This is a genomic window from Novosphingobium sp. YAF33 (assembly GCF_052113265.1).
Taxonomy (GTDB): Bacteria; Pseudomonadota; Alphaproteobacteria; order Sphingomonadales; family Sphingomonadaceae; genus Novosphingobium.
The window spans coordinates 287,688-302,908 of record NZ_JBFRCW010000003.1 but is presented as its reverse complement, the minus strand read 5'-3'; the positions used below and the strand labels follow the sequence as shown (position 1 = coordinate 302,908).

General features: G+C 65.3%; 16 protein-coding genes. 9 read left to right on the top strand and 7 right to left on the bottom strand.

Translation table 11 applies throughout. From position 1 onward, the window contains the following. From rsmA to AB4Z00_RS08595, 4 genes are all read right to left on the bottom strand, one after another. A complete protein-coding gene (rsmA, locus tag AB4Z00_RS08610; protein ID WP_442045623.1) occupies positions 1-828 on the bottom strand; it encodes a 16S rRNA (adenine(1518)-N(6)/adenine(1519)-N(6))-dimethyltransferase RsmA in 828 nt (275 codons plus the stop codon). Next, positions 825-1,856: a 4-hydroxythreonine-4-phosphate dehydrogenase PdxA gene (pdxA, locus tag AB4Z00_RS08605; RefSeq protein ID WP_442045622.1), complete on the bottom strand. Its 1,032-nt coding sequence runs from the start codon at positions 1,854-1,856 to the stop codon at positions 825-827. Before pdxA ends, rsmA begins: the two co-directional genes overlap by 4 nt. Before the next feature lie 20 nt (positions 1,857-1,876). Next, positions 1,877-3,226, bottom strand: a complete 1,350-nt coding sequence (locus tag AB4Z00_RS08600) for a peptidylprolyl isomerase (RefSeq protein WP_132262433.1) — start codon at positions 3,224-3,226, stop codon at positions 1,877-1,879. Between the two features lie 176 nt (positions 3,227-3,402). After that, positions 3,403-5,706, bottom strand: coding sequence for an LPS-assembly protein LptD (locus tag AB4Z00_RS08595; protein ID WP_134092785.1), 2,304 nt, complete (start codon positions 5,704-5,706; stop codon positions 3,403-3,405). Between the two features lie 94 nt (positions 5,707-5,800). On the opposite strand from AB4Z00_RS08595, the gene AB4Z00_RS08590 reads away from it, so the two are divergent. The 5 genes from AB4Z00_RS08590 to AB4Z00_RS08570 all read left to right on the top strand — a co-directional run bounded on the left by AB4Z00_RS08590 (position 5,801) and on the right by AB4Z00_RS08570 (position 9,122). Then, on the top strand, positions 5,801-7,264 hold the full coding sequence (locus AB4Z00_RS08590; protein WP_442045621.1) for a leucyl aminopeptidase: 1,464 nt from the start codon (positions 5,801-5,803) through the stop codon (positions 7,262-7,264). Positions 7,265-7,303: 39 nt separating this feature from the next. Continuing rightward, on the top strand, positions 7,304-7,741 hold the full coding sequence (locus tag AB4Z00_RS08585) for a DNA polymerase III subunit chi (protein WP_132262439.1): 438 nt from the start codon (positions 7,304-7,306) through the stop codon (positions 7,739-7,741). A gap of 146 nt (positions 7,742-7,887) precedes the next feature. Next, positions 7,888-8,310, top strand: a complete 423-nt coding sequence (gene ndk, locus AB4Z00_RS08580; RefSeq protein WP_132262441.1) for a nucleoside-diphosphate kinase — start codon at positions 7,888-7,890, stop codon at positions 8,308-8,310. Between the two features lie 185 nt (positions 8,311-8,495). Next, positions 8,496-8,741, top strand: a complete 246-nt coding sequence (locus tag AB4Z00_RS08575; RefSeq protein WP_132262443.1) for a hypothetical protein — start codon at positions 8,496-8,498, stop codon at positions 8,739-8,741. 114 nt (positions 8,742-8,855) lie between these two features. Beyond that, positions 8,856-9,122 carry a YdcH family protein gene (locus tag AB4Z00_RS08570; protein WP_431566574.1) on the top strand — a complete coding sequence of 89 codons (267 nt, stop codon included), beginning with the start codon at positions 8,856-8,858 and terminating at the stop codon, positions 9,120-9,122. A gap of 39 nt (positions 9,123-9,161) precedes the next feature. On the opposite strand, the gene purN is transcribed toward AB4Z00_RS08570, so the two are convergent. After that, a complete protein-coding gene (purN, locus tag AB4Z00_RS08565) occupies positions 9,162-10,115 on the bottom strand; it encodes a phosphoribosylglycinamide formyltransferase (RefSeq protein ID WP_442045620.1) in 954 nt (317 codons plus the stop codon). Next, on the bottom strand, positions 10,108-11,211 hold the full coding sequence (gene purM, locus AB4Z00_RS08560; protein ID WP_442045619.1) for a phosphoribosylformylglycinamidine cyclo-ligase: 1,104 nt from the start codon (positions 11,209-11,211) through the stop codon (positions 10,108-10,110). The genes purN and purM overlap by 8 nt, the downstream gene beginning before the upstream one ends. 215 nt (positions 11,212-11,426) lie before the next feature. On the opposite strand from purM, the gene AB4Z00_RS08555 reads away from it, so the two are divergent. Genes AB4Z00_RS08555 through AB4Z00_RS08540 form a run of 4 tightly spaced genes read left to right on the top strand, consistent with a single transcriptional unit; the run spans position 11,427 to position 14,522 of the window. After that, complete coding sequence (locus tag AB4Z00_RS08555) at positions 11,427-12,758, top strand: heavy-metal-associated domain-containing protein (RefSeq protein WP_442045725.1); 1,332 nt, start codon at positions 11,427-11,429, stop codon at positions 12,756-12,758. Positions 12,759-12,770: 12 nt separating this feature from the next. Beyond that, a complete protein-coding gene (locus AB4Z00_RS08550) occupies positions 12,771-13,412 on the top strand; it encodes an ATPase (RefSeq protein ID WP_132262451.1) in 642 nt (213 codons plus the stop codon). Positions 13,413-13,456: 44 nt separating this feature from the next. Continuing rightward, the gene (gene epsC, locus AB4Z00_RS08545) at positions 13,457-14,158 is read left to right on the top strand and encodes a serine O-acetyltransferase EpsC (protein ID WP_314468033.1); all 702 of its coding nucleotides are present in this window, start codon (positions 13,457-13,459) and stop codon (positions 14,156-14,158) included. A gap of 7 nt (positions 14,159-14,165) precedes the next feature. Then, a complete protein-coding gene (locus AB4Z00_RS08540; protein ID WP_442045618.1) occupies positions 14,166-14,522 on the top strand; it encodes a DUF2794 domain-containing protein in 357 nt (118 codons plus the stop codon). A gap of 29 nt (positions 14,523-14,551) precedes the next feature. Here the strand turns inward: AB4Z00_RS08540 and AB4Z00_RS08535 are convergent, their stop codons facing one another. Continuing rightward, a complete protein-coding gene (locus tag AB4Z00_RS08535) occupies positions 14,552-15,181 on the bottom strand; it encodes a DUF4328 domain-containing protein (protein ID WP_442045617.1) in 630 nt (209 codons plus the stop codon). Between the last annotated feature and the right edge of the window lie 40 nt (positions 15,182-15,221).

Below are 15,221 nucleotides of genomic sequence, written 5' to 3'. Positions count from 1 at the left end.
TCAGTTCGGCGTCAGTTCCCGCGCTATGCTGACGAATTCCGCCACCGATAACGTCTCGGCACGCCGTTGCGGATCGATACCGAGCCGTTCCAGAGCATCCAGCGCGCCGATCACGCCTTTCAGGCTCTGACGCAGCATCTTGCGGCGCTGGCCGAATGCGGCTTCCGTGACGCGCTCCAGCACCCGCATCGAAACGCCCTCGGGCGCCTCGCCGGGAACGACATGGACGATCGCGGACATCACCTTGGGCGGCGGCGTGAAAGCGCTGCGATGAACTTTCATCGCCAGCTTCGGTTTCGCGCGCCACTGCGCCAGGACTGCCAGGCGCCCATAAGCCGAAGTATCCGGCTCCGCGACGATGCGGCGGGCGACTTCCTCCTGGAACATGAGGGTCAGCGAGGACCACTGAGGCGGCCAGGCCTGACCCGAAAGCCAGCCGATGAACAGCGCGGTGCCGACATTGTAGGGCAGGTTGGCCACGACCGCATAAGGCCCGTCGAACAAGTCGGCGGGCGCGAACTTCATGGCGTCGCCCTCTATGACCTTCAGTTTGCCCGGGAAGGCCGCTTCCACTTCCGCCAGAGCGGGAAGGCAGCGACGGTCCATTTCGATCGCGGTCACTTCAGCGCCGGCGCGCAGCAGGGCGCGCGTCAGGCCGCCGGGGCCGGGGCCGACTTCCAGGACTTTCCGCCCCTCGAGCCCGCCGGGAATGGCGGCGATCCGATCGAGCAACTGCTCGTCGAACAGGAAATTCTGTCCGAGCGCCTTGGAGGCCGAAAGGCCGTGCTTGGCGATGACCTCGCGCAGGGGAGGCAGTTCGGCAGTCATGCAGTGGTCTCCGGCAGGCGCCTGCGCGCGGCGCATTCCCCGGCCATGCGAAGGGCGGCGATAGTGGCTCCGGCACTGGCCACGGCCTGCCCGGCGATGCCGAAGGCCGTCCCGTGATCGGGTGAGGTTCGTACGATCGGCAGGCCCAGCGTAACATTGACGCCGGCATCGAAGTCCAGCGTCTTGATCGGCACCAGGGCCTGGTCGTGATACATGCAGAGCGCCACGTCGAATTTGCCGCGCTCATGCGCAGCGAACAGGGCGTCGGCGGGGTGCGGGCCGGTTACGGCCAGTCCCTCGGCGGCGAGCGCGGCGATGGCGGGGGCAATCGTCTCGATTTCTTCCCGGCCCATGCGGCCGTCTTCCCCGGCGTGGGGATTGAGACCGGTGATGGCGAGGCGGGCCGGCGATAGCCCGAAGTCGCGGCGAAGCGCCTGCGCGACGATGCGGGCCTTGCTCTCGATCAAGGCGCGCGTGACCAGCGCGGGCACCTGCGAAAGGGCGACGTGCACGGTCAGCGGCACGGTGCGCAAGTTCGGACCGGCCAGCATCATCACGGCATCGCCATGGGCAACGCCGCAGGCATCGGCGAGAAATTCGGTTTGGCCGGGCTGCGAAAAGCCGATTTCCGCAAGTTTCGACTTGGCGATAGGCCCCGTGACGACGGCGCCGGCCTCGCCTGCAAGGGCGAGCTGCGTGGCGCGGGTCAATGAATGGAGGGCGAGGGCGGCACCGCTTCGATCGGGCTGGCCGAACACGGCGGCCGTATCCTCGTCGCCCAGAACCGGCAATGCAGCACCGAACACGGCGGCGGCTTCGTCGGCGCTGGCAATGCGGGCTACGGGCAGTTCGAAGCCCCGGCTCCGCGCGGCCGCCTTGAGCACTTCGGCGCCGCCGACCGCGAAGAACGGCGACAATCCTGCTTCGTGCCGATCCGCCCAGGCCTGGGCAAAAAGCTCCGGTCCGACTCCTGCCGGGTCTCCCAGCGAAACCGCGAGGGGCGGCGCGCCGTTGGTATTGGCCGCCATCGGTGCCGCCCCCCTGTTCGTCAGTTGTATTCGATCACCGCATCGCGGCGAAGGTCGCGCAAGTACATCTGCGCGCGCTTGTTGACGCGGTCGTCTTCCATCTGCGCCATGACCTGCTCGAAGTTCGGGCCGGATTCAACTTGCGGATCGTCGCGGCCGCAGAGCATCAGGATGCGCACGCCCTCGGCAAGCGAGCCGAAGGGCGGCAGGGTCTCGCCGGGCGACAGGGTCAGGATCGAGGACTGGATCGGGCCGGGCAGATCGCGGGCCTTCACCTGATCGTTGGCAACGACCTGGGCGCCGATGGTGGCGGCAACCTTTTCCACATCGCCGCAGCCTTTGGCCGTCTTGATGGTCTTGGCGAAATTCTCGGCCTTGGCATTGGCCTGCGCTTCGCTGATACCCTTGGGGAATTCCAGCGAGATCTGCTTGAGCGCCAGCACGGCATCGCGCGGATCGGCGGTAAGGACCTGGCGCTTGTCGATCAGGTAGACGATGTCGAAGCCGCCCGGAATCTCGATCGGACCGGCAAGCTGGCCCGCCTGCATGTCGCGCACAGCTTCCGAGACTTCGCTCGGAAGCTGGCCGAGGCGCACCCAGCCGAGGTCGCCGCCGACCGAAGCGGTCGATGCCTGCGAGTACTGCCGGGCATAGGCGACGAAGCTGCCGCCCTGGCGCAGCTGCTGCATGATCTGGTTGGCGTTGGTTGCCACCTGCTGCTGCGATTCCGGCGTGGCGGCGAGGTAGATCTCGCCCAGACGGTATTCCTCGGTGCCCTTCGACGCCTTGAGGCGGTCGATCACTTCGTTCACTTCATCGTCGGAGACGTTGATGAACGGTTGCACATTGCGCTGAAGCAGGCGCTGCCACGAAAGTTCGCCGCGGATCTGGCGCTTCAGCGAATCCGGCGAGGAGCCGACGCGCTTGAGATAGGCGTCCATCGCCTGGGTGTTCTGGTTGAAGTTCTGCGAAGCGACGCGGGCGTAGGACTGGTCTACCTCGGCATCGTCCACCGAGACTTCGACAGCCTTGGCTTCCTGGATCTGCAGCGTTTCGTCGATCAGGTTGCGCAGCACCTGAAGGCGCAGGCGCTTCTGTTCTTCCTCGCTGATCTTGCCCTGGTTGGCGGCAAGGATCAGGGCGAGGCGCTGGTCGACGTCGGTACCGGTGATGACCGAGCCGTTTACCACCGCCGTCGCGCGGCGCAGGTTGGGATTGTCGTTACCGAAGATCTTCACGTCGTCAGGAATGACGATCTCGCCCTGGGGGGCGGACTGGGCGAAAGCAGCGTGGGCCGAAAGCGTCGCCGCCACGGCGCCGCAGGCAAGAGCCGCGCGCTTGATGAACTTGTTGCGTTGGATTGCTTTCACCTTGACCTGTATCCCGTATTCGACCCGTCCGGCCGATGCCGCTCGATGGAGAATTCGCCGAGGGAGCTTCCCGGCCCTATGTCGGCACGCGGCTTAACCGAAACTGAGCACGTCCGATAGCCGCTTTGGTCTGCGGTGCCAACGCCCGCGCCTGTGCTCCTCAGCCATGACCGATTTTACCAGGCGCCGATGTTCTTGAGGGCGAAGCCCAGCTGGAATGAGTTGCCCTTCCGCGCATCGCCGAAGGTCACGTAGTCCCGCCGCCAGGTGAACGAAATCTGGAGGCAGTCGTCTTCGTAGGCCATGCCCAGGCGCGAGCGCAGGGGCTGGAACCCGTCCGAACCGTAGATAGGATCCTCGTTCTGGTCGGTCAGGTTGACCGAAGCCGACCCGAACACGGACCAGTAATTGGCAAAGGCCACGCGTCCGGCCGCGCGCACTTCCTCGCGATCCTTCAAATCCTCGATGTCCATCGAGATGTCGCGGTTCAGCTTGGTATAGCCGAGTTCGAGGTAGGTCTGGTTGTTGCCCAGAGAGATGTCGAACTCGTTGCGGCGTACCGCCAGCGTGTCCTTGTCGACACGGTAGCGGTGGATGATGTTGAAGAAATTGCGATAGCGCACTTCGGTGCGGCCGACGATGTCCGAGGTCTTGCTGGCAAGGCCGGTGCCGTCGGGCAGGATCGAGGGCTTGTTGCTGAGGCGGATCGACTGGCCGATCGTGGACTTGATGCGCCAGCGGGGGCGCTCGAACATCCAGTCGAAACCGTAAGTGAAGCGCACGCCGTCCTCGAACCGATCGTAGCCGGGGAAGCGATTGAGCGCGAAGAGGTTGGAATCTTCCAGTTCGATCGCCCGCGAATCCTCGTTCGGGATCGCGAGGTTCTTGATCCTGGGCGTGGCGACGAGCTGGACGCGGGGGGTAAGCACCTGGCTGCCGCCGAAGACCTGCCCGACCAGCGGCCATTTCACGTCGACCGCCGCCAGCGCGATGCCGCGGCCTTCCCAACCCGATTGGCCGCGGTAGAGCGCGGTGGTGGACAGTTCGTTTTCGTCCGAGTGGTAGACGTCGCCGCGCACGAGCCCGGTCAAGGTCACTTCCTGGCCCATGCCCGTCAGCTTGCGCAGCGACCACTGGGTGCTGGCGAAGGCGCGCTGGGTGTCCTGTCCGTCGACGCGGGTGATCCCCAGGGTGTTGACCTGGGTCTCGATCTTGCCGCCCAGCAGCGATTCGTCGAAGCGATGGCGATAGTCGAGCACCGGGAAGGCGACGGGGATCTGCCCCTGGTCGCGGCTAGACTGCAGGGTCTGCGTCGCATAGCCCGAGAACGAGAAGTAGCTGTCCTGGTCGATCCGCTCAACCTCGATCGAGGAGCGCAGGCGGTCGTCGCGCGAAATGTCGTAGCGGCGCACGAATGTGCGGTCGGTGGCGCGGCGGATCGAGGCGGTGATGCTCCAGTTCTCGTCGAGCTGGAACTTGCCGTTGGCAAAGATATAGCCGCGGAAGGCGCGTTCGCGGTTGGGATCCGGATTGCTGCTGTTGATCGGGATGCGATTGCTGGAAGTCGCATAGCCGGTGATCTGGTAGGCGCCGATGTCGGTCAACGCGCGGTACTGGAACGAGGCCATCGGCGCCGCCTTGGTATAGGCGTGGAGCGAGCCGGTGAGATCGCGGTTTTCCGCAAGTTTCCAGTAATAGGACTGCGCGACTTCGATGCCGTTCGACGGGCTCGACCGCAAGTCGGGCACGAGGAATCCCGAGACCGCGCCGCCGTTGGTGCTGACGGAAAGGCCTAGCAGCGGCAGCTGGACGAGGCCGAACAGTTCGAGCCGGGCATCGCTGAAGCGGACGCGATTCTGGGTCTCGCTATAGACCACCGTCTTGGCGACCACGCGCCATGTCGGTTTCTTGGGGCAGCCTTCGTCGTTCTCGACGGCGCAGCCGGTATAGGCCGCATGCTGGAGGACGACGTCGCCGTTGGCAATGCGCTCGCCCTTGCTGGCGGCGAGGCGGCCACCCTGGCGCATGACCAGCAGCAGGTTCTCCATCATGCCGGTCTTGAGCTCGTCGGTCAGCTCGACGCTTTCGGTATAGAGCTGGTTGCCGTCCTGATCGACCATGCGGACGTTGCCGTTGCCGATGATCTGGCCGGTCTTGCGGTTCCAGGTGACTTTGTCGGCGCGAACGGACTGCCGGTCCTTGCGCAGCACGACATTGCCTGTCGCCGTCACAAATTCGTCGTTCTGGTCGTATTCGACGGTGTCCGCCTCGAAGGCGATCGGCACGTTGTCGTCCGTCGATGCCGGGGGAGCCGCAGGGGCGCCTTCGATCGGTCCGGTGTCTACGGGGCGCGAAACGTCCTGCGCCCAGGCGAGCGAAGGCAGGCCGAAGGCGGCGATTCCGAGGGCCATGACGCTCAGCGAAACGGGTCGCAAGCGGCGGATGGGGGCTTGCAGCAGGGTCGGCACGGCAGGGAGCATCACTTGCCTATCGCACCGCCTGTGCCTAACTGCAATCCGCTGTTGCGGCGAAGCGCACAACATCGGCGCTCGCCCACGTGATTCAGGAGATCCCATGAATATCCAGTTCCTTGACGCTGCTGCAGCCGCCCCGGCGCGTCTCGTCGCCCGCTTCGTGAATCAGGATTCGATTCCCGCCGACATCGAACAGGTCCTTGCCGAAGGCGCCAAGGCATCGCGTTTCGCCGGCAAGGCCGGACAGGTGTTCGAAGGCTTCGTAGAGCGTGACGGCAAAGTCGTGCGCGCGGTGCTGGCCGGTATCGGCGCGGCCGATGCGAAAGACCGCAAGGGCGCCGTGGAGCGCGCCGGTGCGGCTGTCGTCGGCAAGTACCTGACCTCGGGCGAGACGGCGCTGACCCTGGACCTGACCGGCCCGGGCCTTTCGGCCGAAGAAGCGGCCGGTGCGCTGCTTGGCGCGGTGCTGCGCGGATGGCGTCTCGACACGTACCGCACCAAGCTGGCCGACGACGCCAAGCCCAGCCTCGTGGACATCGCCGTGATCGGCGCGCCGGAAGGCACCGAAGCGGTCTGGGCGGTCGAGCAGGCGATCGTCGCCGGCGTGTCGTTCACGCGCGAACTGGTGACCGAGCCCGCCAACGTGATCTATCCCGAATCCTTCGTCGCGCGCTGCGAGGCGAAGTATGCAGGCAGCGGCCTCAAGGTCCGCGTGCTCGACGAGAAGGAAATGGCCGACCTCGGCAGGGGTTCGCTGCTCGGCGTGGCCCAGGGCTCGGTGCGCCCCGCGCGCCTGCTCGTGCTGGAGTGGCTGGGCGGAACCGCGGGTGAAGCGCCCGTGGCTTTCGTCGGCAAGGGCGTGACCTTCGACACCGGCGGCATCTCGATCAAGCCGGCAGCCGGCATGGAAGACATGAAGTGGGACATGGGCGGCGCCGGTGCGGTGGCCGGCACCATGCTCGCGCTCGCGCTGCGCAAGGCCAAGGCCAATGTGGTCGGCGTCTGCGGTCTTGTGGAAAACATGCCCGACGGCAATGCACAGCGCCCCGGTGACGTCGTCACCTCGCTCTCGGGCCAGACCATCGAAGTGATCAACACCGACGCCGAGGGCCGCCTGGTTCTCTGCGATGCGCTCACCTGGGTGCAGCGCGAATACAAGCCGGCCAAGGTCGTCGATCTCGCCACGCTGACCGGCGCCATCATCCTGTCGCTGGCCCATGAATATGCGGGCCTGTTCTCGAACAACGACGAACTCGCCGGCCAGCTCAACGCAGCGGGCGACGCTTCGGGTGACCGCCTGTGGCGCATGCCGATGGGCCCGAACTACGACAAGATGATCGATAGCCCGATCGCAGACATCAAGAACGTCGGTCCGCGCTTCGGCGGCTCGATCACGGCGGCGCAGTTCCTGCTGCGCTTCATCGAGAACGACACCCCCTGGGCCCACCTCGACATTGCCGGCACCGTCTGGACCGACAAGCCGGGCGCGACCTGGGACAAGGGCGCTTCGGGCTTCGGCGTCCGCCTGCTCGACCGTTTCGTTCGCGACACCCTCGAAGCGTAAGGCAAAGGCGAAGCGTAAGGCAAAGGCGGGGACACGGCGATGCGCGTGGATTTCTACCAGCTCAGTCGTGACCCGGCCGAAAGCGCGCTTGCGCTGATCGCCGGCAAGGTGGCGGGGAATGGCGAGCGTCTGCTCGTCGTCTCCGCCGACCTTGGCCAGCGCCAGCGGATCTGCCAGGCGCTCTGGTCGGCCGGGCCGGAGAGTTTCCTGGCCAACGGCTTTGCGGGCGACGGCAGCGAGGATCGGCAGCCGATCCTCATTTCCGACGCGCCCGAACCGGCCAATGGCGCCAGGTTCATGGCCATTGCCGATGGCCAGTGGCGGGAAGGGGACGAGGCTTTCGAGCGCACCTTCTTCCTGTTCGACGAATCGACGCTCCAGCACGCGCGCGACACCTGGCGCGCATTGCGCGGCAGAGAAGGCGTCGAGCATTATTACTGGAAGCAGGACGGCGGCCGCTGGGTCCAGGCGGGGTGATCCCGAGCCGATAGGCTCTCGCGCCGAAGTTGATCCGGAACGACCGTAAGTTAATCGCCTGCACCTTGCGATGAAGCCGGTTCCCGGCTAGTGGCGCGCGCAAGAACCATAACCCTTTTCGCCCTACAGTTTGCAAGGAACATCCCATGGCGGTTACCCGCACCTTTTCGATCATCAAGCCCGACGCCACCCGCCGCAACCTGACCGGCGGCGTGACCAAGATGCTCGAGGAAGCCGGCCTGCGCGTCGTCGCCTCCAAGCGCATCCAGATGACGCAGGAACAGGCTGAAGGCTTCTACGCCGTCCACAAGGAACGTCCCTTCTTCAACGACCTCGTCTCGTTCATGATCTCGGGTCCCGTGGTCGTGCAGGCGCTCGAAGGTGAAGACGCCGTGAAGCGCAACCGCGACGTGATGGGCGCCACCAACCCGGCCGACGCTGCCGAGGGCACCATCCGCAAGACCTTCGCCGAATCGATCGAAGCCAACTCGGTCCACGGTTCGGACTCGGACGAGAACGCCGCGATCGAGATCGCCTACTTCTTCAAGCCGGAAGAACTCGTCGGCTGAAGCACGCGCTTCGATTGACATTGAAAAGGCCGCCCCCAAAGGGCGGCCTTTTTGTTTCGGGCTTGCCGAACCGCCCGAAAACCAAGGTCCCCGGTCGCAATCGCACCAGCGGCGGAGGTTTGTGCTTTTCGATTTGGCCTATTCCGCTTCTGCGCTAGATTGCCGCACGGAAGAGGAGAGCAGACATGCAGGGCATGGGCGATACGGGCGAAGTCTGTCCGTTCGAGTTCAATTTCGACGAGAAGACCTTCAAGGTGGGCGACACCGTGAGCTACCGCGTGGGCGGCAGTCTCGAAGGGTTTCCTTTCGTCGGCACGCTGATCGAAGTCCATGACGATTATGTTCTGATCGCGGGGGATCCTCAGGAACCCGAGAAGCGTTACCGGGGCACGCGCGAAAGCCGGCCGCAAGTCGACTATTCCGAAATCTGATGAGCCCGAATTCCGAGGGGCCGCCGCTGCCTTGATCTGGCGCAAGGCGGGTTCGGACGAGGGAGACTAGCTCAGGAACACGCCTTCATTCGTTTCGAATCAAGAGGAGAGCCGATGTCACAGGTCCATGGTCACAAGCCCCACGATCTTGCCTCCGAGTTTCCGGACGATCTCGAGATCCTGCGCCATCTCAAGGCGACGCGCGGGCACTTTGCCGTGCTTGCCGACCGCTATGACGAAGTGAACGGCGCGATCCAGCGCGTCGAATCGGAGATCGAGGCAGCGTCGGACATGCGGCTGGAGGAACTCAAGAAGGAGCGCCTCTGTCTGCTCGACCAGCTTGGCCGGATGATCCGCGATGCAGGGGCGGTGGGCGCCTGAGTTCAGGTCGCAGCGGCTCCTGCCGGAGCCTTTGAAGGATCAGAACTGGTCGGCCGCGTCGATCAGGGCGGTCAGCTTCTTCGGTGCGATCGCCCGCCAGGAACGCGCCAGCCATCCGCCGATGGCATCCCAGTCGTTCTGGCCAAGGTCCAGGCGGATGCCGATCCAGCCGTCGCCGAAATAGGCCGGGCGGAAATAGCGGTCTTCATCCCCCTCGATCAGCATCGCCTGTTCGTCGGGACCGCTGATCTTCACCAACAGCCCCGTGCGCCCGTCGGCGTGGTGATTCGACGTGAAGTAAGCGAACTTCTTGCCCTTGATCACGCCGAAGCAGGGCATGCCATGGCTCTGGATCTCGTCGGCTTCGGGCAGGGCCATGGCGCGTTCGCGAATGCGTTCGAGCAGCCATTCCGGGCTCGATTCGCGCACGACCAAAGCGGCCAGGCAACGCGAGTAGAGTTGGTGTTCCGCGATCAGCACACGGGAGGCGAGCGCCTCTGCCGTGTCGTCCGGAACGATCGCGACCGGGATCTGGCCCAGGATCGGGCCTTCGTCCAGCTCGGGAATGACCAGGTGGACGCTGACTCCGCCATGGCTGTCCCCTGCCTCGATGGCGCGCTGGTGGGTGTGGAGGCCGGTGTATTTCGGCAGGAGCGAGGGATGGATATTGACCATCCGGCCGCTCCACCGGCCCACGAATTCCTCGGTGAGGATGCGCATGTAACCCGCGAGTGCGACCCATTGGGCGCCGGATTCGCGGATGGCCGCGTCCATCGCTGCGTCATGTTCGTCGCGGCTGAGACCCTTGTGGCTCAGCGCGAAAGTGGCGACGCCCTCGGCCGCTGCCAGGGCGAGGCCGCCCGCATCCGGCCTGTTGCTGGCGACGAGGACGATCTCGTAGGGACAGTCCTCGGCACGGCTGGCATAGAGCAGGGCGGCCATATTGGTGCCGCTGCCCGATATCAGGACGGCGACCTTTGCCTTCTCAGGCAAGATGGACGGCCTCCCAGTCCTCGCGCGCGGACCAGACTTCGGGGGCGCCCTGCACGGTGCAGCCCTTGTCGCCTTCCTCGATGATGCCGATGACGAAGACGGTTTCGCCGGCGGCTTCCAGCTCGGTCTTGAGTGCGGCGGCTTCTTCGGCCGGCACGGCCAGAACCATGCCGATGCCGCAGTTGAAGGTGCGAGCCATTTCTGCCGGCTCGATATGGCCCTGCGCCTGGAGGAAGGCCATCAGGCGCGGCTGCTCCCAGGCACCGGCATCGATGCGGGCATGGAGGCCCTTGGGCAGGACGCGCGGGATGTTCTCAAGCAGGCCGCCGCCGGTGATGTGGGCAAGGGCGTTGATGCGGCCCGAGCGAATGAAGGGCAGCAGGCTCTTAACGTAGATGCGCGTAGGCGCGATCAGCGCGTCGATCAGCAGCGTGTCCGAATCGAACAGCGCCGGACGGTCGAGCTTCCAGCCCTTGTCCTCGGCCAGGCGGCGGACCAGCGAGTAACCGTTCGAGTGCACGCCCGACGAAGCCAGGCCCAGCAGCACGTCGCCATCGGCTACCTTGTCGCCGGTCAGCTGCTCGCCGCGCTCCACGGCGCCGACGCAGAAGCCGGCAAGATCGTAGTCGCCGGCGGCATACATGCCCGGCATTTCCGCGGTCTCGCCGCCGATCAGGGCGCAGCCGGAGATGCGGCAACCGTCGGCAATCCCGGCCACGACGCGCTCGGCGACGCCGTTCTCCAGCTTTCCGGTGGCAAAATAGTCGAGGAAGAACAGGGGCTCCGCGCCCTGGACGATAAGGTCGTTCACGCACATGGCGACAAGGTCGATACCGATGTGATCATGGCGATCATGATCGATGGCGAGCTTGACCTTGGTGCCCACGCCGTCGTTGGCGGCGACCAGCAGCGGGTCCTTGTAGCCGGCCGCGCGCGGATCGAAGAAACCGCCGAAGCCTCCCAGCTCCGCATCGGCGCCGGGGCGCGCGGTGGATTTCGCGAGCGGGGCGATGGCCTTCACCAGCGCGTTGCCGGCGGCGATGGAGACGCCGGCCTGCTCGTAGGAATAGCTCTTCGGGGTGTTATCGTCGGACATTGCGCGCGCATAGTGCGCAAACGCCCTGCTGTCACGCCCGAGGCGCGAATCCGGGCAACAAATCGGGCGGAAACTTTGTCTCCCGCATTCTTTGACGGCCTTTGTCGGCAGGCTTCCGCCAATTTGCGCATCGCTCGGCAATACAACTGTGCGAGCCTTCGGATTACGACTTGGTTTTCCGGATCGGTTTGGGCAAAAGGCCCATCGGTTTGATGATGGCGATAGCGTTTTCCCATAATATCCGGCGCGTGGCCGGCAAGGGCCTCACCTGGGGCCTGGCCTTGACGCGTTCGCGCGGCTCCGGCGACGGTTCGGTGCGCCGTATGGCCCTCATGGCCGGCGGTGCCGCGATTCTCGCCGCGGGCGCGGTGGGCGGCTATCGACTCGTGGCGCAAGTGGAGGGCGATCGCGGCATCGCTCCGCTCGCCAACTCCGAAGACATCCAGGTCAACGGCATCAAGGTCGACGTTACCGCCAAGACCGGCGCGGATGCGCGCCTGGAAGGCTGGAAGCAGGCCGAGAAGGAAGCCTGGAAGAAGCTCGGCGGACCGGACATGCCGGTCGAATCGATCGACGCCATGGTTTCCTCGGTCGTCATCGGCCAGGAACAGGTCGGCCCACGGCGCTACATCGCGACGCTGGGCGTCATCTTCAGCAAGGCGCGCGCAGGACAATATGTCGGCGCGGGCGGGGCCACGATCCGTTCGGCGCCGATGCTGGTGCTTCCCGTGCTCTATTCGGGCGGCGTGCAGCAGGTATTCGAGGTGCGCGGCCCCTGGCAGCGTGCCTGGGCCGAATTCCAGGCTTCGCAGAGCCCCATCGATTACGTCCGCCCGGTGGGCGCGGGCGGAGAATCGCTGATCCTCACGGCCGGGCAGGCATCGCGCCGCAGCCGTCTGTGGTGGCGCAATGTTCTCAACCAGTTCGACGCCGCCGATGTGCTGGTGCCCTATGCCCGGCTCGAACGGCAATGGCCCGGTGGTCCGATCCACGGCACCTTCACGGCGCGCTACGGTCCCGACAACACGTTTCTCGGCACGTTCGAACTCGATGCTGCCAGCGAGCAGGAACTGCCGGCCATGCTGGACAAGGCGGTCCAGCGTATGGACGGCCTCTATCGCGATGCGCTTTCCGGGGGCGAGTTGCGGCCTGATGCCACGCTGACGACCAGCGGGCAGGTGCTTGACCGCGCTTTCGCCGAACTGCGCCAGAAGCTGATGCCCAAGGGCGGAGAAGCCTTCGCGCCGCTGCCTCTTCCGTCGCAGACGGAGACGCCCGCCGCGGTGCCGTCGCTGGTGCCCACGGCCCCGGTCGAGACCGTTTCGGTACAGTTCGCCTCGCCTGACGCGGCGGCTGTCGATGCAGCGCTCGCGGCGGTTCGCGGTGTGCCGGGCGTGCGCGGCGCAGCCACGGTCAGCCTGGCCGTCGGCGGCACTTCAGTGATGCGCGTGACCGTCGAAGGCGGCGGCGAGCGGCTCGCTTCGGCTCTGCGCGGGCAGGGCTGGAAGGTGACGAGCGGCGGCGGCGCGCTGAGGATCACGCGCTAGGTCCTCCCGGTGATGAAGCAGATCGCACTTCCGCTGTCGGCCGCGAGCGACAGCCCGCCGCGCATTGTCGTCGGCAATGCCAACGCACAGGCGATCGATGCGCTGTTGGAGCCGGGCACCTGGCCGTTTCACAGCGCCATTCTGTCCGGCCCCCCGCGTTCGGGCAAATCGCTGCTGGCGCGCTGGTTCGTCGAATCGGGCCATGGCGACGCCCTCGACGACGCCGACCGCCTGGATGAGGACATCGTCTTTCACAGCTGGAATCGCGCCCAGGAACGCGCGCGGCCGCTGCTGATCATTTCCAGTCGGCGGCGCGGCTCGGGCGAGGATCGCTGGCAGGTGACTTTGCCGGACCTCGGATCGCGGCTCGGCGCGGCGCTGGAACTGGAAATCGGAGCGCCCGATGCGGAAATGCTGGGCGAATTGATCGACGTCCATGCCCAGATGCGCGGGCTGTCTCTGGATCCTTCTGCAACCGACTATCTTGTACCGCGTTGCGAACGTAGCCATGTGGGCGTCGAAAAACTGGTCGCCGCCATCGACCGTCTCAGTCTGGAGCGCAAGCAGCCGCCGACCCTGGCGATCTGGCGTGAAGCGCTTTCCGAGTTGAAGTGGACGATGGACCTCAACGGCGACGAGCCGAAAGCCTCATGACCTCATGGCTTGCTTTGCGGGCCGATTGATGGGAGATTCGCGCGATGCTGGGTAATCTGGTCCGCTATCTGGACTCTGTGGTCGCGCGTGATCCCGCGCCGCGATCGCGTTGGGAAGTCCTGCTCTATCCGGGCGTATGGGCGCTGTTCTTCCACAAGATCGCGCACCGTCTGTTCCGGGCGGACCTGTTTTTCCTCGCCCGCGTGGTGAACCACATTTCGCGGTTCCTGACCGCCATCGACATTCACCCCGGTGCCACGATCGGCCGTAACTTTTTCATCGATCACGGTTTTACCGTGATCGGGGAAACCGCCATCATCGGCGACAATGTGACGATCTACCAGTGCGTGACGCTCGGCGGCTCCAACCCGACCAACGGCAAGGGCGGCAAGCGGCATCCGACCTTGCTGGACAATGTGATCGTCGGCTCCGGCGCACAGATCATCGGTCCGGTCACGGTGGGCAAGCGCGCCCGCGTGGGTGCCAGCGCCGTCGTTACCGAAGACGTGCCGGAAGGTGCGACCATGATCGGCGTCAAGGCGCGATCCACGCTCGTCAAGGCGGAGACTTACGCCAAGGACTTCATGCCTTACGGCACGCCCTGCAAGGAACCGTGCGAGCCGGTGGGCAGCCAGCGAGTGGACGAACTGGAAGAGCAGGTCGCGGCGCTCCGGGCGCAAGTGGACACGCTGCTGCACCGCCTTGAAGAGGAAAAGCAAGTCGAACCGGCCGTGAAGGGTGTCTGACGGGCGGATGTCTTCCATTACCGGGACCGGAAGCGTCGTCGCTTTTCCGGGACGCATTCCGCTTCAGGTGGGGTTCGACCGACTGGAGCTGCAACGTATTCTCGATCTTTACGGCCGCATGGTCGCCGCCGGGATCTGGCGCGACTACGCCATGGATTTCGGCAAGGAAGCGGCGAATTTTTCCGCCTTCCGCCGCGCTGCGGAAAGGCCTCAGGCCCGGATCGAAAAGCGGCCGTCCCTGCGCAGCAAGCAGGGCATGTGGACGCTGTTCGGAGAAGCCGGCCAGGTGCTCAAGCGCGGTCATGAACTGGCCGGCATTCTCAGCCCGCTGGAGCGCAAGCTGCTCAAGATCGTGGAAGACTGAGCCTTCGAACGACCTTGCGCTGCTGAGGGTCAGGCGAAGGCGTGATGCACGCTCATCTCGGAAGCCTGTGCTTTCGTGATGGCATTGGCGATCAGCAGCAGCGTGGCCCCGGCCACGAGATGGAACGCATAGCCCGTCAGGTCGAGTACGGTGATGGGGCTGGTGATGTCGCCGATGGTGGTGCTGCCGTTGGCGATCAAATTCCCCAGGACCCAGCAGGCCCACCAGGCGATCAGCATCCGCTCGGCCCTGGCAGGCTGGTTTTCGTTCGCGAGATGGCTGGCGTTCCACAGTTCGCGCATGGCCTGGAACGGCTTGAACCAGAACGCGAAGGGAACGAAGTACCAGCCCACCGCCATGTTCGGCTTGAACTCCAGCCCTTCGATCCCGGCGGCCAACAGATTGGCATGGGCGCGGTGGACCCAGAGGCAGACAGCGATCACACTGGCGACGAAGCACAGCGCATAGGCCAGTCCCGAGAAGCCGGCTGCCAGAACGAGCGGATGCTCTCCCTCCTGGTCAAGACCTCGGCCGATGACGGATCCCCACAGGATGAGGGTCGCCGCGGTGCAGGCCAGATAAGTACCGATGACGAAGCGCAGGCCGGTTTCCCGTCTCCGCAGCGAGATCAGTCCTCTTTCAAGCTCGTCTTCCTGCATGGCTTCGTCCCCCCGAATATCCAGAGAGGAGGCCGTACAA

Excerpts from the sequence above, each read along its gene's own strand:
- rsmA (WP_442045623.1), bottom strand. The coding sequence starts at position 828 with ATGACTGCCGAACTGCCTCCCCTGCGCGAGGTCATCGCCAAGCACGGC.
- pdxA (WP_442045622.1), bottom strand. The coding sequence starts at position 1,856 with ATGGCGGCCAATACCAACGGCGCGCCGCCCCTCGCGGTTTCGCTGGGA.
- AB4Z00_RS08595 (WP_134092785.1), bottom strand. The coding sequence starts at position 5,706 with ATGCTCCCTGCCGTGCCGACCCTGCTGCAAGCCCCCATCCGCCGCTTG.
- AB4Z00_RS08590 (WP_442045621.1), top strand. The coding sequence starts at position 5,801 with ATGAATATCCAGTTCCTTGACGCTGCTGCAGCCGCCCCGGCGCGTCTC.
- AB4Z00_RS08585 (WP_132262439.1), top strand. The coding sequence starts at position 7,304 with ATGCGCGTGGATTTCTACCAGCTCAGTCGTGACCCGGCCGAAAGCGCG.
- ndk (WP_132262441.1), top strand. The coding sequence starts at position 7,888 with ATGGCGGTTACCCGCACCTTTTCGATCATCAAGCCCGACGCCACCCGC.
- AB4Z00_RS08575 (WP_132262443.1), top strand. The coding sequence starts at position 8,496 with ATGCAGGGCATGGGCGATACGGGCGAAGTCTGTCCGTTCGAGTTCAAT.
- AB4Z00_RS08570 (WP_431566574.1), top strand. The coding sequence starts at position 8,856 with ATGTCACAGGTCCATGGTCACAAGCCCCACGATCTTGCCTCCGAGTTT.
- purM (WP_442045619.1), bottom strand. The coding sequence starts at position 11,211 with ATGTCCGACGATAACACCCCGAAGAGCTATTCCTACGAGCAGGCCGGC.
- AB4Z00_RS08555 (WP_442045725.1), top strand. The coding sequence starts at position 11,427 with ATGGCGATAGCGTTTTCCCATAATATCCGGCGCGTGGCCGGCAAGGGC.
- AB4Z00_RS08550 (WP_132262451.1), top strand. The coding sequence starts at position 12,771 with ATGAAGCAGATCGCACTTCCGCTGTCGGCCGCGAGCGACAGCCCGCCG.
- epsC (WP_314468033.1), top strand. The coding sequence starts at position 13,457 with ATGCTGGGTAATCTGGTCCGCTATCTGGACTCTGTGGTCGCGCGTGAT.
- AB4Z00_RS08540 (WP_442045618.1), top strand. The coding sequence starts at position 14,166 with ATGTCTTCCATTACCGGGACCGGAAGCGTCGTCGCTTTTCCGGGACGC.
- AB4Z00_RS08535 (WP_442045617.1), bottom strand. The coding sequence starts at position 15,181 with ATGCAGGAAGACGAGCTTGAAAGAGGACTGATCTCGCTGCGGAGACGG.